17 protein-coding genes are annotated in these 18,356 nt (G+C 41.7%); 6 read left to right on the forward strand and 11 right to left on the reverse strand.

Going from position 1 to position 18,356, the window contains the following annotated elements:
- The first annotated feature begins 26 nt into the window (after positions 1 to 26).
- Positions 27 to 4,037 carry a hypothetical protein gene (locus tag EL244_RS17435; RefSeq protein WP_126462557.1) on the forward strand — a complete coding sequence of 1,337 codons (4,011 nt, stop codon included), beginning with the start codon at positions 27 to 29 and terminating at the stop codon, positions 4,035 to 4,037.
- A gap of 50 nt (positions 4,038 to 4,087) precedes the next feature.
- On the opposite strand, the gene emrD is transcribed toward EL244_RS17435, so the two are convergent.
- Positions 4,088 to 5,272, reverse strand: coding sequence for a multidrug efflux MFS transporter EmrD (emrD, locus tag EL244_RS17440; RefSeq protein WP_006816278.1), 1,185 nt, complete (start codon positions 5,270 to 5,272; stop codon positions 4,088 to 4,090).
- 443 nt (positions 5,273 to 5,715) lie between these two features.
- On the opposite strand from emrD, the gene fpr reads away from it, so the two are divergent.
- Positions 5,716 to 6,462 carry a ferredoxin--NADP(+) reductase gene (gene fpr, locus EL244_RS17445; RefSeq protein ID WP_006816279.1) on the forward strand — a complete coding sequence of 249 codons (747 nt, stop codon included), beginning with the start codon at positions 5,716 to 5,718 and terminating at the stop codon, positions 6,460 to 6,462.
- Between the two features lie 12 nt (positions 6,463 to 6,474).
- On the opposite strand, the gene EL244_RS17450 is transcribed toward fpr, so the two are convergent.
- Positions 6,475 to 6,897 carry a DUF805 domain-containing protein gene (locus EL244_RS17450; protein WP_006816280.1) on the reverse strand — a complete coding sequence of 141 codons (423 nt, stop codon included), beginning with the start codon at positions 6,895 to 6,897 and terminating at the stop codon, positions 6,475 to 6,477.
- A gap of 52 nt (positions 6,898 to 6,949) precedes the next feature.
- On the opposite strand from EL244_RS17450, the gene EL244_RS17455 reads away from it, so the two are divergent.
- From EL244_RS17455 to EL244_RS17465, 3 genes are all read left to right on the forward strand, one after another.
- Entirely contained in the window at positions 6,950 to 7,555 is a 606-nt protein-coding gene (locus EL244_RS17455) for a DUF1454 family protein (RefSeq protein WP_039855924.1), read from the forward strand.
- Positions 7,556 to 7,771: 216 nt separating this feature from the next.
- Positions 7,772 to 8,542: a triose-phosphate isomerase gene (tpiA, locus tag EL244_RS17460; protein ID WP_039855926.1), complete on the forward strand. Its 771-nt coding sequence runs from the start codon at positions 7,772 to 7,774 to the stop codon at positions 8,540 to 8,542.
- Positions 8,543 to 9,031: 489 nt separating this feature from the next.
- The gene (locus tag EL244_RS17465; protein WP_126462560.1) at positions 9,032 to 9,982 is read left to right on the forward strand and encodes an OmpG family monomeric porin; all 951 of its coding nucleotides are present in this window, start codon (positions 9,032 to 9,034) and stop codon (positions 9,980 to 9,982) included.
- 118 nt (positions 9,983 to 10,100) lie between these two features.
- Here the strand turns inward: EL244_RS17465 and EL244_RS17470 are convergent, their stop codons facing one another.
- Complete coding sequence (locus tag EL244_RS17470; protein WP_412033783.1) at positions 10,101 to 11,078, reverse strand: sulfate ABC transporter substrate-binding protein; 978 nt, start codon at positions 11,076 to 11,078, stop codon at positions 10,101 to 10,103.
- A 220-nt stretch (positions 11,079 to 11,298) separates the two neighbouring features.
- The gene (gene pfkA, locus EL244_RS17475; RefSeq protein WP_006816288.1) at positions 11,299 to 12,276 is read right to left on the reverse strand and encodes a 6-phosphofructokinase; all 978 of its coding nucleotides are present in this window, start codon (positions 12,274 to 12,276) and stop codon (positions 11,299 to 11,301) included.
- Positions 12,277 to 13,043: 767 nt separating this feature from the next.
- Between pfkA and cspE the strand changes: the two genes are divergently transcribed.
- Positions 13,044 to 13,256 (forward strand): transcription antiterminator/RNA stability regulator CspE, encoded by a 213-nt coding sequence (gene cspE, locus EL244_RS17480; protein ID WP_006816290.1) that lies wholly within the window; start codon positions 13,044 to 13,046, stop codon positions 13,254 to 13,256.
- 129 nt (positions 13,257 to 13,385) lie between these two features.
- Here cspE and EL244_RS17485 read toward each other — a convergent pair whose 3' ends face one another.
- From EL244_RS17485 to EL244_RS17515, 7 genes are all read right to left on the reverse strand, one after another.
- Positions 13,386 to 14,330, reverse strand: coding sequence for a phosphatidate cytidylyltransferase (locus tag EL244_RS17485; RefSeq protein WP_006816291.1), 945 nt, complete (start codon positions 14,328 to 14,330; stop codon positions 13,386 to 13,388).
- Entirely contained in the window at positions 14,327 to 14,968 is a 642-nt protein-coding gene (locus EL244_RS17490) for a lysophospholipid acyltransferase family protein (RefSeq protein ID WP_039855930.1), read from the reverse strand. Before EL244_RS17490 ends, EL244_RS17485 begins: the two co-directional genes overlap by 4 nt.
- Positions 14,969 to 15,179: 211 nt before the next feature.
- Positions 15,180 to 15,935 carry a metalloprotease LoiP gene (gene loiP / locus EL244_RS17495; RefSeq protein ID WP_006816294.1) on the reverse strand — a complete coding sequence of 252 codons (756 nt, stop codon included), beginning with the start codon at positions 15,933 to 15,935 and terminating at the stop codon, positions 15,180 to 15,182.
- A gap of 222 nt (positions 15,936 to 16,157) precedes the next feature.
- Positions 16,158 to 16,739, reverse strand: a complete 582-nt coding sequence (locus EL244_RS17500) for a HutD/Ves family protein (protein ID WP_126462566.1) — start codon at positions 16,737 to 16,739, stop codon at positions 16,158 to 16,160.
- 124 nt (positions 16,740 to 16,863) lie between these two features.
- Positions 16,864 to 17,151, reverse strand: a complete 288-nt coding sequence (locus EL244_RS17505) for an addiction module antidote protein (protein WP_006816296.1) — start codon at positions 17,149 to 17,151, stop codon at positions 16,864 to 16,866.
- Positions 17,148 to 17,450 (reverse strand): type II toxin-antitoxin system RelE/ParE family toxin, encoded by a 303-nt coding sequence (locus EL244_RS17510; RefSeq protein ID WP_006816297.1) that lies wholly within the window; start codon positions 17,448 to 17,450, stop codon positions 17,148 to 17,150. The genes EL244_RS17505 and EL244_RS17510 overlap by 4 nt, the downstream gene beginning before the upstream one ends.
- A gap of 223 nt (positions 17,451 to 17,673) precedes the next feature.
- Entirely contained in the window at positions 17,674 to 18,240 is a 567-nt protein-coding gene (locus tag EL244_RS17515) for a Spy/CpxP family protein refolding chaperone (protein WP_006816217.1), read from the reverse strand.
- Positions 18,241 to 18,356 lie beyond the last annotated feature (116 nt).

Consider the following 18,356-nt stretch of genomic DNA (forward strand, 5'->3'; position numbering starts at 1 on the left):
CATCATTTATTTCAGGAGAGTTGGTTATGGATAACCGAATAAAAGATCCCCACAATTTAATGAGCCTCCGCTCATTTCCTCTCGTCTCCCAAGCCATACAGAATGGTAGCCTACAACTTGGCTACTATAAAAATCGCGGACGCGTTGCCAAAGTGTATACCGATAACTTTTTTATAGCGGGATTAAAAAGTCACCCTCAAAAATCAGAATCTGGAGAAACCGCCTTTGGGATAATGAGCTGGTTGCTCGATAAACCCCGCTTACCTGGAGAAAAGAAACTGAGTTATCTGCTGAGCGCTCTCAACCAGCCTGAATTTTCAGGTTTTGAATTTAATTCACAGCAAGATTTGTGGGTTGATAGTTTTCATTCACCTCATCAATGGCATGATGGCGAACCTCGTTCCCAAGCTCAACTCGTGGATTTATTGCTACCAAGTGGGGAATGGCATCGCCATTATGGTGTGGTCGTGCTCTCCATAAATGCCAATGACCAACAAGTTGCATTAGTTCGCCATTGGCTGGAGTTGACAGGAGGCAGCCTGATTATTCTCGATAACCAACAAAATCCAGCCTCCCCGCCTATTCAGAAACTGCTTGAGGAGCTTGATTCCATCCCCATAGAGCCGCCTAGTTTACTTCCTCAGCCAAAGACACCAACGATTGATTCTCCATCAGGTATGTTAGTCACGGCTTATCAGGCGATTGAAAATGAAAAAAACACCTATTCTCTCGCTAATTTAACCCACTATGCGAGCGGGCTTCCTAAGCAACCGACCTCAACGACTTGGGTCTATGAGGGGGTACTAACTGCGCCAAAATCCCAACGTATTCATGTTTATCTCGATACCCTCTATGTTACGGAAGACCTCACATTCGAAGTCGCTCAGCAAACTCAGCAAATCCGAGGAGCAGATGAATCAGGGGAGATTGTTCTGCACCATGTGCCACAAGGAAAACAAATAGATTTTAAAATTACCACAACCACGAATGGCCAGCCGCCGGATATTCGCTTAGGGTGGGGATTCGCAGACAAAGAATCGGTTGAATTTATTCCTAACTCGGCGATTCGTCACTCTGCTATTTCTATAGATAATTCATTGCCCCAAAAACCCAAAATAGCGCCGGCACCTAAACAAACGTTTCTCTCCCATCGCTTCAATCAAGTCATTTCTTTACCGCCATCAGCAATAAATCGCCTCGTTTTAGATCAGGAAACACTCCAAAACAGCCACTATTTCTCTATCTCCCTTCATAGCTCTCAACAAAATATCATACTAAAACTCGATGATGTTGCTGTCACTGAGCAGGGGTCATGGGAGGATTTAACCCACGAAATTGAAGATAAAATTAACCAGCAGTTGAGCCAAAATGAGTTGCCATCAATTACCTTACACTACGCAGATAGTCGGATGATTATCCAATGTGATGGCATGACTATTTCCCAATTCCAATTGAAAAACCAACAAACTTTACCCATTTTAGTTGTAGAAAATTCATCTAAAACTGCTGATAAACTGGTTATTGGTACTATTTCCGGGCAGCTACCCATTCACGAAGAGATTCATCATTTTCAAATACTTGAAAGCCCTCTTTTTGGTCGCGTGGACTTAGACCCCCAAACGGGCGAATGGCACTATCTCCCTGACAGTCATCAATCCATGAAACGCCACGACCAATTCGATATTACCGCAGTGATGAAAGATGGTTCTCTCTCTGCACCCATGTCAATTCACCTGAATACTGAAGATGCCCCATTGGTCTCTAAACCGGGTAAAAGAATATTTACGCTACAAAACCCGATTTATAGCCAGCCCAAACATCGCTATCAACCCGTCCCTCATGATATGCAAGTACACGGTATTCAACTGGCACAAACTCATTTACTTGCCCCTGATGCCCCCTACTTTAGCTTAACCGCTAACCGCTGGGTATTGCTAAAAGTCGATATAACGAGTCCATCATCAGGTAATGCACCCGATTTGGTTGCCATTATTCGAAATAAAGCGGGGAATGAGCTGGAAAAAATCACATTGATAGGGCCATCAGTATTACCTTCAGAACTTGATGCTATCCCTCAGACACCCAGTATTGACGCCCAAAATTTGCATCGCAACAGCTACACCGCCCCCATCAAAGGAATGTGGATACAACCTGATATGCAAATACAAATCATGGCAGGCAACACACCAATCACTCAGCCATATACCGATAGTAATGGCGTATTTTCACCGACGGTAAAAAACGTGACGCCAATGACATCCCATGTCACAAATACCAGTCTTTATAGTCAGGGTCACGGTACTTATGCCTATTCGCCACTTAGCTGGGGCTTAGAAGCAAGTGCCAAATTACCGACTCACCAATTTACCCTATTTAGCTATCCTTCAACTTCGCTAAAACCCATGCTATACCCCTATATTGTCAAAGATGAAAAAGGCTATGTTGATAAATCGACGTTAATTCATCCGACCTATGACAGCCCAAATAAGGTCACAGAACCATTAAGATCACAAATTGGATGGGCTTACTTTGATAGCCAGAAGGCGGCTCGACGAACACTGCTTTACTCTGAATTTTTTTATTCCTCAATGGAACACTTACCGATGTCAGGAGGAACTTCAGGGGTGATAGGACTTGCTACCCATAATTTTGGTGGGGGGATCACCAAACCAAGTATTTTATGGCATGAAGTTTTTGGCCATGGTTTAAGTCTGGGGCACACCACGAAAGCAGGCTACCCCTACTCGTCTGAAAGTCATGGTGGTAGCATCGCTTATGACCAACAGCGTCAACAGTACACAACCTACCAAAAAGACGATCAACACAGTGAAATTATTCCAGCGATGTACCCCGCAGATTACCCTCACTATACCGAGCAATATGATGCCTTCTTAGCACACTGTGACTATTTGACTTACCAAGCCCAGAGCTTTTTAGCCAGCATCGATGAGCGTGAAATGCCTCGTGAATATTTGCCCGTTTATCAACTCAATGGCACCTTTCTAACCTTAGAGGATGGAACACTGCATCCTTATAGTCGCCTAACCATTACGGAGACTCTCGGTCAGCTCATTACAAAAACGTATCGTGATGCGAATTGCCATTTAGTCGTTATTTATGCCACCCAGTCAGGGTTACTTAGCGAAACCATTAGCCTCTCCTTGAGTGATAATGAACTCAACCTAAACATCCCCAATAAAGGGGAATTAGTTCGCCTAGATATCATTAAAACTGAAGATCAAATAGACATCCCGATTTTCCAGTATAGAAACCCAGAATCTCTCGCTAACCGCGTGTTTATTCATAGTGATGACAATACTCCACCAGAACAATTACAGATGGATGATTACTGGCAAGGTAGCCCGCTCTTTTGGTCGGCTAGCCAAGATAATCGCGTGCTCAGAGCTAAATGGGTCACAGATGGGCAACATCACCAGCAGTTTTTTTCTTTGCAAAAGCCATTTGGTGGGCAGCCGGTAGATACCCAAGCGACCTTCATTCCCCTTAACCACCTAGAACTCTTGGCGGAGGAGTCGCAACCCTATTCAACGCATCTTGATGTGCAATCTGAAATTCGGCTACTTTCTGATGTAAATATTCATCAAACTGTCGATATACGCTCACTCCGTTTAAACCATGAAAATTTAACCTATTGGGTCACGCTGGTTATATTAGACAGTCAAGGAAAACACCACGAAACCATGCCATTAGAATCTTGGTATCTTGAAGAGGACAACGGTATGTTAACCATTCGAGGGACGCTCGACAGTACGCCAAATTTAAATATTGCGGGGATTAAAGTGTATATCGACCAACATCTCAGTGATGAGATTGAAGCAAGCTCGATATTGATCTATCAAAATGACCAAGGAACATTAGCGGAAAATAGCGATTTATTAAACTATGACCGTCCCGTCGAATTTAACGCGTTAATATCGCAAATGGCGGGAATATCAGAAGATAAGGCAAAAAACAGTTTGCAGGCAGAACCGATTCCAATAACGTCGACCGTGCTGTCGATGCCATTAGTTGCTTAATTAGCAACTTAAAAATCAGGCGGCATATACGCCGCCTGACAATTAGACGATTAAACAGTACGTTCCGTATGGCTCATACGACGAGCTAATGGTAACCAACATAAAACCACCAATGCCGACATCAAGAACATCAATAAACCGAGGCTAAATTGCCCATTTTGAGGCATCAATGCAGAAACCCATGTTGCAACCCCAGAGCCGACATTTTGCATACCACCGACTAACGCTCCAGCGGCACCTGCCAAATAAGGAAATGGCTCCATAGCCCCCGTGGTTGCCAGTGGGAACAGCATTCCTGCCCCAAAGAAAAATATGGCAGCAGGGACTAATAATGTCCAAATATTCATCATACCGAACCAGCTTGGTATCCACATCATCAACCCAGCGGCTAAGCAAATCATCACCGATTGCCACATCAGCGAAGCAAAGTTTTTACCTTCGCGTCCAGCATACCAAGCACCAAAAAATGCCGCAGGAATAGGCAGAATAAACAGAATACTGACCGTAATGCTGCTCAGCCCCAATACGCCCCCCATCAGCACACCGCTACTGGATTCAAAGACTGCAATCCCAGCCAAGGCCCCGATTAACATAATCAAGTAAGACACAAACGGTCCATTCGACAACAGTTCACGAAATGACGCTAACATTTTATGTTTTTCTGGCGAAACTGGGCGCGTTTCGGGTAACCAACGATACATACTAAAAAATACCGAGCCACCGAGCAGGAACAAGAAAATATAGCAGGCATGCCAACCAAAAAAGTGAGCCAAAATACCACCAAACATTGGCGCTAACAGTGGGCTAACTAATACACCCATGTTGAGCAAACTGTTGGCAAAACGTAATGATGTCCCTTTATACAGGTCTCGGGGCATGGTTCTGACCATCACACCAGCGACCCCTGTTCCTAGCCCTTGTAAGCCACTCGCGATAGTGAGTACAGTCAGTGATGGGGCAAAAATTGCGACAATGGTCGAGATCAGGAAAATGGTCAATCCCGCTAAAATAACCGGACGACGGCCGATTTGATCTGACAATGGGCCATAAACTAATTGTGAAAAACCGTAAGAAAACAAATACGCCGCCATCACGCGCTGTACTGAACCGGATGGCTCGCCAAAATAGACGGCGATCTCCGCAATAACAGGTACGTAGATAGTCTGTGTCATTTGCCCAACCGCAGCGAGGGCAATTAACATCAACAATAAATTAAAGTTTTCTAGCTTTCTCATTTTGCTCTCAGAAGTCGACAATATCTGAGCACACGATAACTCCGTATTATTAAAGTTTAATAACACGAATCATGGCGTCAGAAGAAAATAATAGATTTTTATTTGTTGTATTGCCCGTTAAACCAAAATTATATAACTAGCAAACAATTGATGTTGTTCTAATGTGATTAAGATAGCAAAAATTATAATTTTTTCGAGACAGGACACCATTTTAATTTACAACACGTTGGCAGTAATATTCGCCATCACTGTCAACATAACTGTACATTAAAGTTATCAAACTCTTCATTTGCAGAATAATTCACTAAAACACTTTATCGATAAGCATAAACAATGAACTGATCTAGTATGAAATCCTATAAATTTTAGCAATGTATCCGTCAAACAATTCACACTATGGAATGCGTTATTCTTGGGATAGCCACAATGAGAGGTCAAAATATATGGCGAACTGGGTTACTGGTCGAGTTACCGAAGCAAAATATTGGACTGATACCTTATTTAGTTTAATCGTCGATGCCCCCATCCGACCCTTTACAGCGGGACAATATGCTAAATTAGCCCTTGAGGTTGATGGTGTACGCATCGCTCGCGCTTACTCATATGTAAACGCCCCCAGCGATAACCAACTCGAATTTTATTTTGTGATTGTACCGAACGGCAAACTCAGCCCTAAACTCGCTAATTTGCAAGTGGGAGATACTTTGCAAATTACCGATGAAGCCGCAGGTTTCTTTGTGCTGGATGAGATCCCTGAATGCAAAAATTTGTGGATGCTTTCCACCGGAACCGCTATCGGTCCTTTTTTATCTATCTTACAAGAAAATAAGGGATTAGAACGCTTCGATAATATCGTTCTACTGCATGCGGTTCGCTACCAAAAAGATTTGAGTTATCTGCCGTTAATGAAACAACTAGAAAAAAGTTTAGCGGGAAAATTACGAATAGTGACGGTGGTCAGCCGCGAGCTGGCGGAAGGTTCGCTGTATGGTCGAGTCCCTGCATTAATCGAAAATCACCAGCTAGAGGAATTTGTAGGGCTGCCTATCGATGCAGAGAATTGCCACATTATGCTCTGCGGCAACCCTGAAATGGTACGAGATACCCGTGATATGTTAAAAAACACCCACGGGCTAATCAAACATCTACGCCGTAAACCGGGGCATATTACCAGCGAGCAATATTGGTAATTTTATGGGTGATTAAGACAGGTAGTTTACGGTATCTGTCTTTTCACCATACTGATTTTCAGCTTCCATACCCACAAATACACCGCAATCCATCAACATAATCATAGTAATAAATGAAGGAAGGAAACGACCAATTCCCCACTGCCAAATTGGCTCGAATTGGCTAACATCTATGGAATAAAGGGCAAATGCTAAAATGATTAAAGCAAACCAACCTCCAGGTTTACCCCTATCATGCAAGCGCTTAGTAAAAATGGCAGCCAATGGGTAAAGTAATAAAATAAAGAGCCCCATAACCACCCAGTCAGGCAATGACAACCCGTTTTGCAGCAATACCGCCAGTGTCATCAAAATAAAACACGCAGCAATACCCGCCCAAAACGGCCGACGACCGATGCGGCCTTTGAAGGAAAAAGCCCATTGTTGTAATGTCATTATGTGCAATCCTGATACAATATTAATAACTGAAGAATGAGTGGCAGAAAAAATGGCTCAACCAATATTCCGTTCCATATCCATCATCATAACCGCTTTAGTGCTAAATTTGCCACCTTTGGCATTCGCCCAAAAAGTGCCCACGCTTCCTGATACCAACTTGAGTGTGGATTATTTAGCGCCCGATGCCCCAACGTTCAATCTGACCATTCCTGAGCTGCGCAGCCAATTTAATCAAAAATATAAAGACCTGTATTTACATGAATACAAAGTGATTGCCAGCCAAGATATCACCTTGCCTTATATTCGTGCAGCATCCCGAATTAACCAACAAATATACTCTTCCGCGGTATTAGAACGGGGAAGTGAAAAAATCAAAAGTCTGCAAATCACATTATTACCTACCGATAATGACGCAGATGCCAAAGCCAATCGCCAGCTTATTGAGCACTACATTATTGCCATTATTCATCAATTTGATCCGGAAGTTTCATTAGATAAAGCGCCGGAACTTACCGCAGCATTAAATCGATTTATGGCCAATAAGAACCCAACGCGGGCAGAAGAAGCCAGATTAGGTGCGCTACGATATATTTTGGTAAAAAGTGATAATAATGTGCTTACTTTTGCTGTTGAACCGATTAAGCTAGGGCAATAAGTGATCGAAAGCGATAAGATTTCTAAGGCAATAAACGCACTAAATGGATGATGATCACGCTCTGAAAAGAAGCATGATGAAAAGCAAAGCTATTCTCATTCATTGTTCTTATAATGAAGAACAGCGACAGAAAACGTCTCACTGCATATAACATCTTGATCGCGCGGTGAAAATAAATTGGTTAATAATGCAAACTTTTTGGTTGGAGGAAATAACATGCGACATCCATTGGTAATGGGTAACTGGAAACTGAACGGCAGCACCCAAATGGTCAATGACCTGATCGCCGCTCTACGTCATGAACTGAGCAGCGTTGATGGCTGTGATGTAGCGATTGCACCACCTACTATCTACCTGAATCAAGCTAAACACGCGGTTTCTGGTAGCCGTATTGCATTAGGCGCGCAAAATGTTGACGTCAATCTGTCTGGTGCATTTACAGGTGAAACTTCAGCGGCAATGCTGAAAGATATTGGTGCTAAATACATCATCATCGGTCACTCTGAGCGCCGTACTTACCACAAAGAAAGCGATGAGTTTATCGCTAAGAAATTCGCTGTACTGAAAGAACAAGGTCTGATCCCAGTTCTGTGTATCGGTGAAAGTGATGCAGAAAACGAAGCGGGTAAAACAGAAGAAGTTTGCGCACGTCAAATCGACGCAGTGCTGAATACATTAGGCGCAGAAGCATTCCAAGGTGCCGTCATCGCTTACGAACCTATTTGGGCTATCGGTACAGGTAAATCTGCAACTCCAGCGCAAGCACAAGCGGTTCATAAATTTATCCGTGGCCACATTGCGAAGAAAGATGCCGCCATTGCTGAACAAGTCATTATCCAATACGGCGGCTCAGTTAATGATAGCAACGCAGCAGAACTGTTCACTCAGCCAGATATCGATGGTGCATTAGTGGGCGGCGCATCATTAAAAGCGGATGCATTTGCCGTAATCGTTAAAGCCGCAGCTGAAGCGAAAAAAGCAAAATAATTAAGTTTTCTATTTAATTATTTATCTTAGCCGTCTATCTAGACGGCTTTTTTATTATCATTTTAAAATAAACAATTTATTAAATAATAATAAAAAGATGCTAAATAAAACACCATATAAAATAATAAAAATAACTATTAATTGAAATTATAAATGGAGAAATCTTATTTAATGAAATACCGAAATAATAATTAAAAGTAAATATCAGACAATCTACAAAAGTATTCTAATAAATGAGAAAATACGAATAAAAACAATAACCCAACACCGATAAAGTTACATAACCAACTAATAAATATAGTGTATTTGACAAAAAACAACAGTGGACAAAGCCTCGCTATTCACATTAGATTCCTTGAGTTGAAATTATCACTATTTTAGCTTATCGCCTTACAGCACGTCCTTATATGTGAAGAAAGTTAATTATTTGTCTTTGAATATTATTTTTATAAATTATGTGATTTAGATTATTAAATCATTCTATAAAGGATGAACATGAGATCTATAAACGGTTTAATTCTTAGTACTGCAATACTATTCCCTATTATCAGTTATTCTCAAGTCAAAGATGACCACTGGCAAGTTGAAACTGATGTCTATGTGGAATTAGAAGAGTATCAAGGTCAGAAAGATAAGTTCAATAATAAGGTTTATGACAAAGCCAGCATGATCGGCAAATTGTCACTCACTAACCCAGCATCAAAATGGCAGTTTGATTTAGAACACCGAGAATCCCTGAGAAATCACGGAAAAAACTTTTCCTACTCCCGTGACTCCTATATTCGTAACCGTACCCAAATCGGCGTCACACGGCAGATGATCAAAGATAAAATATCCAACCTCGATATTAATCTCAGCTACCGTAAAGAATCGAACGATGGTCCCCCCGAAACGCCTGCCCGCTCAGCTAACAGCTTATATTGGGTTATGCCATCGGGAACCATCCACTTAGATGACAAATGGGATTTTAATTTTTGGGGAGCGTTTTATTACTACAGTAATTTTTATGACGACAATACTTACGAATTCGAATCTGAAGTCGGTGTAAGTTATAAAATTACTGACGATATCAAAGCAAAACTCAGTTATTACAATGACAAATCGTGGAATCACGAATTTGAAACCCAAACAATGCAACGTCAAATCCGTATTGGCTTGCCTGTGACAATTAACCAAGATTGGAGTATTTCCCCTTATTTCCGCTATCTACTCACCGATAGCGAATATAATCAGCACGGAAAATCCACCCAACAATTACGCAATGGTTATCGGATTGGAACTAAAGTGGATTACAAAATCACATCCAAACTCACCCTGTGGGGAGGTATCGCTTACGAACCAACCAAATGGAAATATCCCAAAGGGGGGGAGAAAACCTCGGGAACAAGCAACAACCAAACAATGTATCTCGGTCAGTTAGGCGTAAAATACAGTTGGTAATTTTCTGTTAAAAAAACATATTCCCATTCAACGAGTGCCATAAACTAATCATCCTCACCGTCCCGCCACATTCGCGGGCGGTAAGGATTTTTATAAATAGATTTTTTGATCGTGTTTTCTAACGACGGATAATTTCATCAAAGACTCCACCATTCCCAAAATGGGTTGCTTGGGCATTTGTCCATCCACCAAAATCTTTATCCACAGTTAATAATGTCAGCTGAGGGAATTGCTTCTCATATTGTTTAGCGACTTGGGGATCACGCGGGCGATAATAATTTTTAGCCGCGATTTCTTGCCCCGTAGGGGAATATAAAAATTCTAAATAAGCTTGTGCGACTTCGCGATGATCCCGTTTATCGACAGTTTTATCAACGACTGCCACCGTGGGCTCTGCTAGAATTGAAATACTCGGCGTAATAATTTCAAACTGGCCATTCTCTCCTAGCTCATTAATCGCTAATAATGCTTCATTTTCCCACGCGATCAGCACATCACCGATACCCCGCTCGACAAAACTGTTTGTCGCTCCCCGTGCTCCCGAATCAAGCACTTCCACATTCTGATAAAGCTGCTTAACAAATTGCTTCGCTTTTTCCGGATCTTGCTGGTTTTTATCTAACCCATAACCCCAAGCGGCTAAATAATTCCAACGTGCTCCTCCCGATGTTTTTGGATTCGGCGTAACTACCGAAACATCTTTGCGAATTAAATCATCCCAATCACGAATATTTTTGGGGTTATCTTTACGTACTAAAAAAACAATCGTCGACGTGTAAGGCGCGGAGTTGTCCGGCAGCTTAGTGAGCCATCCCGAATTGATTTTGCCGCTTTGGGCAATAGCATCAACATCATAAGCCAGCGCTAGCGTCACAACGTCAGCTTCTAGCCCATTGATCACCGAAGTCGCCTGCTTACCTGAGCCGCCATGGGACTGGCGAACTGTCACCGTATCCCCAGTTTTGGCTTTCCAGTAATTGCTGAACTCTTGATTATATTGCCGATAAAATTCTCGCGTCGGGTCATAGGAGACATTCAAAATTTGGATATCTTTCGCCCCAGCCCCTGCGGTGAGTAGTAATAAAGAGAGCCCCATAAGTTGGTATTTTGATACTTGCCAAAAACTTATCATCGCCTATTTCTCCGTTGATTGATCACCGGATCAGGCTGACAGATAGCATTCATGACGGGAAATACCGAAAAGGCAAAACTTATACGGAAGAGGAATATACTGAATAATACGAAAGAGAATCATCGCTGATATGATAGGCGCGCAGCCTACCATACCAGTGAGATTTGCAATAACAGAGAGTCAATTAGTACAGTTTTTTCGCTGTTTCCAACCAATCTTTCTTAAAGACACGTTTCATGTTCATGACCGCATCAACGATATCGTGGTGCACTAATTTTTCATTTTGGATACCAACACAACGTCCACCATAACCTTCCAGCAGCAGTTGGATAGAATAAGCACCCATACGAGAAGCCAAAATACGGTCATAAGCCACTGGCGAACCGCCACGTTGAATATGTCCTAAAACTGTGGCACGGGTTTCATGGTGAGTTTCTGCTTCAATATACTTAGCCAATTCATCCACATCGCAAACATGCTCAGTAATCGCTACAATCGCATGGCGCTTGCCTTTTTCGATACCGCGCTTAATTTCAGCCAGTAGTTCTTCACGATTAAACGGTGTTTCTTGTTCTGGCAGAACAATAAATTCACAGCCGCCCGCAATTGCCGCAGACAGAGTTAAGTCACCGCAATAGCGCCCCATGACTTCAACAATGGAAATTCGCTTATGGGAAGTGGATGTATCCCGCAGGCGGTCAATGGCCTCAACGACGGTTTCTAATGCCGTAAAGTAACCAATCGTGTAGTCGGTACCCGCCACATCGTTATCGATTGTGCCTGGTAGACCGATACATGGGAAGCCTAATTCAGTCAGGCACTTAGCACCTAAATAAGAACCGTCACCGCCGATCACGACTAAAGCATCAATATGGTTTTTCTTCAGATTTTCGACCGCGACAGCACGGACTTTCTCATCACGGAATTGAGGAAAACGTGCAGAACCTAAGAATGTGCCGCCACGGTTAATCATATCCGATACGCTATATCGGTCTAATTGCTTCATGCGGTTTTCATACAAACCTAGATAGCCGTCAAAAATACCCATGACTTCTAAGCCTTCAGCTAGAGCTGCACGCACTACGCCGCGGATAGCAGCGTTCATACCGGGTGCATCTCCACCACTCGTTAAAACCCCAATTCTTTTAATCTGCTTGACCATGATGACCTCTGATTAATGAACATAAATTGCAAATCTATGAGAAAACCGATTTCAATACACTTTCTAAGCTCAAATCACCCTCGAAGCTTATTGCTGAATTGATTCACCTAACCAAATAATACGACAGAGCAGGGATTATGCATTCGTTTTCTCATCAACTTTTATGTTTTCTTGTGATCTCGATTACATAATTTTAGCTCATGCCGCCACAGATTGAAAAAATATGACGGTTAAATTTTGATGAATCGACCCAAACAACCTGCTTACTTCGGAGCAAAAATTAAGTCTCGATGATAGCACCATAATCTATTCAATACTGTATCCGTACTGAAAAGAAAGCGCGTTATGAAATAATTTGCCTATTTTATAAATTTTTTTTGTTATTTTATGCCCTTATTTAGAATAAGGATAAACCTTAAAGTAAATTAGCATATTCTCATGATTATAAAGAGAAAAATACCCAAAACACCCATTCACTGAGCTGCGTATTTCACAGAGAAAATTGAATGATATCCATGCACTAGAACGCCAGATGGCTAAAATAATAGTTGCGTAAATTTCGATGGCATGAGTTAATAGCGTCATCGGTTTGCAAGACAGACCTTATGAAAGCAGTTTTAGTAAAGCAGCCTCAGTTACGCAGTGTTATCTTCTGATTACTCTTCTTCATGAGCCTCCTCCTAGTGCCTAAGTAAGTCCCGCTCTTGAACAGATACTGTTCGCCACATATTGTGGCTTAAAAAAAATAAATTTAGAAGGTAATATCTATGTCTAACAAAATGACTGGTTTAGTAAAATGGTTTAACTCTGATAAAGGTTTCGGTTTTATCTCTCCTACAGATGGCAGCAAAGACGTATTCGTCCATTTCTCTGCAATCCAGAGCGACAACTTCCGTACTCTTGATGAAGGCCAAAAAGTTGAGTTCACTATTGAGAACGGCGCTAAAGGCCCAGCAGCTGCGAACGTAGTTGCAATCTAATTTCTCTGAATATCTCAGACCTGCGATAACGAAGACGGCAATAGCCAGAGTAGTCAGACACTGAGATGAACAGAATAAAAAAGCACCGAAAGGTGCTTTTTTTACATCTGAACTATTTGTAATACTGGATTAGGTATAAAAATAACGGGTTAAATGGAAGAAAATGGGTGCAGCAAAACACAGGGAATCAATTCTATCTAACATTCCCCCGTGCCCTTCAATAATGGCACCGAAATCTTTAATCCCGCTGTCGCGCTTAATCGCCGACATACACAGGCCGCCCACAAAGCCCATCAACGTAATCGCCAAAGACATCAGCCCAGCCGCCCACCAGCTAAATGGCGTCACCCAATATAAGCAAATCCCAATCAGTACTGAGGTTAAAATCCCTCCCACAAAACCTTCCACTGTTTTATTCGGGCTAAGCTTCGGCACAATTGGACGTTTACCCAACAGTTTGCCAAACACATATTGCAGCACATCCGAAATCTGGGTGATCACAATCAGGAACAGTAATAACTTAACGTTTTCCCCCTGGTAGCCTTCAATGTTCAGCATTAATAGCGCCGGAACATGGCTTAAGCAGAAAACGGTGACCAACATTCCCCACTGAATTTTGGCGGTACGTTCAAGAAAATGAACCGTATCCCCCGCCAAGGCAATACGAGTTGGTAAAAATAAGAACACAAAAACGGGAACAAAAATCGAAAATAGCCCATACCACTCAACCCCAACCAGCACATATTGCAGCGGAATAAACACAAAGAAACACCAAAATAGCGCTTCATGGTCACTGCGGCGAGTGGGCGTTAAAGTGATAAACTCCCGTAAAGCGAAAAATGAGATCAGTGCAAACAAAATCACTACCCCAATATTACCGATCACCACCGCCAATACGCAGATAATGCACATCACCCACCAGGCGCGAATACGGGCGTTCAGATTATCAATCGTCGGGTTACTTTTTTCTCCAGAATAGCGATACGCTAAGATGCCACCGATTACACTGGCGACGATCAAAATACCGAACACACCGGATAATAAGAGGGCTAATTCACCATCCCAAATACTCATGGCATCATCTCCTCAAGGGCGGCTTTTGCGCGTTGTAAAAAATCAGATTTACTTTCATCTTCTGCCAAAGGCATTAATGGTTTCCCTACCGTTGCCGAACAAATCACGGGTACCACTAATTTAGTGCCTTTGGGTAACACACGATTCAAATTCTCTAAATACACCGGCACCACTTCCACATTTGGATATTTTTTTGCTAAATGGTAGATGCCGCTTTTAAAGTCGCCGAGTTCATCGCCATCTCCTCGAGTTCCTTCCGGAAATAAAATCAGCGAATGCCCTTTTTCTAATACCAATTCTAATGGCTCTAATACTGATTCTTTTGCCGGCTTATCACCCTTTCTGTCGATTAATACCGCCCGAAATACCTTATTGACGAGGTAACGACGAAACGGCGTTTTATCCCAATAATCTTTGGCGGCAACTGGATGAACAAAGTGGCGCATTAAAGGGGGAAGACCCGACCAAATAACCAATCCATCGAGGTGGCTTGAATGATTGGCGTAATAAATGCGTGACGTAGTGGATGCTTGGCAACCAACCCAACGGGTTCGAACCCCAGTTAATAAACGGCAGGTTCCAGACAACAGCATTCCCATTCCTTTCGCCAGTAGAGAAACTCGCTGTGTTTTTTCCATCTTTTTTCCTTGCTATCTTATCGATAATAAATAAAGCAATGATAAAAATTCTAAAAGGTATTTGCTGAATAAGATAAGTAGCTATCGAGAAGAGTACAACCGGATAAGTTCTGATTTTAGTTTTTAATTAATCGTTTCAGAAAATCGCCAGAAAATAGGTAAAAAAATGGGGAAGCAAACACTTCCCCATCATTCTTTTTAAGATAAAAAATTATTTTTTATCTGCCGCAATACGTTCACGGATATGTTCTGCACGTTCAGCTGACGGTGGGTGAGAATCGAACATGCTGGTTTCTTGGCTACCCATTTTGGACAGTTTTTCAAAACCAGTCACTAAGCCCGCAGTGCTAACACCACGTTTTTTCAGCAGATCATAAGAAAAATCATCCGCTTGGCTTTCTTGGTGTTGAGAGAATTGGGAGTTAACCAGTTTTTCACCTAAAGCGGCCACTTGCGAGGAGCTTAATTGCTGCACCGCGCTATTACCAGATGCTGCTACCGCAGTACGAGCGGCAACCGTTGCGTAAGCGACTTGCATAGCTTTGCGAGTGTGACCCAATGCAACGTGGCCCATTTCGTGACCCAGAACGCCTTCAACTTCGTTGTCGTTCATGACATCCATCAGACCGCTGTAAACACGAACACAGCCATTCGCCATTGCCCATGCGTTCACATCTTCAGTCAGATAAACTTTGTAATTCACTGGGTTACCATCAACTTCGCTTCCCAGTGCTTTTGATATTTTGCTTAAACGTTGAGCGTATTTGCTTGATGCAGGCGCAATTTTGTTCTGTGCGTCCATTTCTTTACAAGCTTCATCGCTGAATTTTTTAACATCGGCATCCGATAGAGATGCCGCTTGGAATAACTGCATACCCGAATTGGTCAGCATCCCCGTGTCCATGTTTTTACAGCCCGTTAAGATGACCGCAGAAACTGCAACTGCAACAAGCGCCTTCATTTTCATATTTTTCTAATCCTTGGAGGAAATACACATATAAAGAGACAATAGTCTCAGGCTAGGGATTCTGTTGAAAATAACAATAAGAATAAAGCCATAAATATCTATTTTATGAATTTGATAACAATTCCATCCAAAGAGTAAAATTATCAGAATTATCCACTAAACAACCAGACGTATTTTGATATGTCGACAATACACAAAATTCACTTTGTATTTTTCGTAGCGTTATCTTTCAAATAATTCAATCACACAAAAATCTCCATGATTTTCGGGAGCAGCAATATAACCCCATGGCATAGTGTCTTTTTTCACCAATAACGTTTCAAAATCATTAAGTTGATACGGCTGTTCTTCCACTTGGAGATTTAATTGCCCCTGTAAATTAAAGACAATCACTTGGCTAGCATGACTGACCCATAAAGTTGTTGATGGGGTATCAATCCATTGTAAGCGGGCTAAATATTTTTCGGGGTTGTAAATCAGGTTAAAATCACGGATTGCCTCTTCAAGCAGTTCCGCATACACCTCGCTTTCACCGTCAAAGGCATGAAATTGTTTTTGTAATAAACGAACCTGTGGATTTTTGTCGATCTGTAGAGTTAATCCAGTCCCCTCCAATACACCAATAATGCGGCGTTTGTTCGGAAAATAGGAAAAGCTGCCCGCAGATTTCACATCCGCAATAGACACTCGCCAGTCAAAGTTTTCCAACCCTTCACCATGGCTTCGCGCCACTTCGAGAGTGAATCCCAGCCCATTTTTCCACGGCATGTTTTTATAATCTTGGTTGGTTAACACTTGGATCATGAGCAATGCTTCCTGTATATAGAGAGAAAAGTCAGTGTGTGGGAATTTAAGAGAATACTACGCGGGAAATAAATGTATAGACAACATCTGGTCCAAATAAAAATTAGCGATTGAAAGCGGATAATTACAGCGCCCTTTTAAACTGTAATTTGAATCCAAGAGAATGGACGATTTTCATAATCGTTGTAAACGTTGGATTTCCCTGACCAGACAACGCTTTATATAAGCCTTCTCGACTCATTCCAACATCTTTAGCCAGCTGAGTCATATTTCTCGCTCTAGCAATATCACCTAACGCTGACAGTATTAATGCGGGATCGCCTTCTTCAAGTATTTCATTCAAATATAATTGGATTTCTTCTTCGCTCGCCAGATGCTCAGCGATGTCATATTCTTTTATTTTTATACTCATAGGTCACCTTCAATTTCACGAAAAATTTGCTTAGCTCGGTCGATATCTTTCTGCTGTGTCGATTTACTTCCCCCATTAATTAACAATACTATCGTATTCTCTACTTTTTTTAAGTAGACCCTATACCCTTTTCCTTCATGAATTTTTAGTTCTGAAAATCCTTCACCAATGGATTCAACATCACCAAAGTTACCATTTTTTAAGCGGCGAATTCTTACCTGTATTTTTGTTTTTGCTCTTATATCTTTAAGTTCATGCATCCATTTATCAAAAATATCGGTCGTAAATACCGTCAACATAGAACCTCCATATTCTCTGCGGTTAACTATAATCTACGAACTAAAAATGTCAACTATAGTTAACATAAACGTTTTCAAAACAAAAAAAAGCCCCTAAAAGGGGCTATAAAAGACAGGGATGGTGTCTATGGCAAGGAAAAAACTTCAGTTATTGCTACTTCACTACTTACTTAAGAACTCAACTACAGGCTTTAAAACTCAACAATCTTCACTACTAGGATATCTATTGCTTAACTTGAAATTCAGCCATCTTATGCTGATGAATTTGCTCAAGTTGCGCCTTCTGCTCTGGCGTCAGTAACTGGTATAACTCATAATGAATACGTGCCATATCTACACGTTCATCCAGTTCTTTTTGCAATTGCTTTTCAAGTTGTTTTCGAACAGCTTTTTCATCGAAGCTATCCGATATAATAAGTTTGTGTAATTCATTATGTTGCTGGACTGACTCAGCATCTTCGACATGTCGATGTCGCTGGGTAGCCATCAAATCGCGTAATCTTTGGCGTTGTTCTTCATTCAACGTGATACCATTGAACAAAAAAGTACTTGCTCGCTCCTCATGACTAAACAATTCATGGTTTTGAACTTGAATAGAAATGCGAGTTGTTGGCTCTGATTGTTCTGACTGCATCTGTAACACAAGAATTGGCATTTCATCATTATTCGTACTATTTTCTGATGACTCACCAAGTGCAGTGACAGGTGCAAAAATAAATGCAGAAGCTAAAACAAATGCTGCTGTTTTATGTACTGAACTATTTATTGTTCTATGTACTATTCTTTGCATTTAGATACCTTGTCTCCGAACTGTGCTCGTGATTCAATACGGATAAATATACGCGGTCGGCTGCAAACTAGCGTCAGAGCATGTAAAAGAACGTAAAGTCATGGAATAGTAAAGAT

The organism is Providencia rustigianii (assembly GCF_900637755.1).
GTDB classification, from domain to species: domain Bacteria; phylum Pseudomonadota; class Gammaproteobacteria; order Enterobacterales; family Enterobacteriaceae; genus Providencia; species Providencia rustigianii.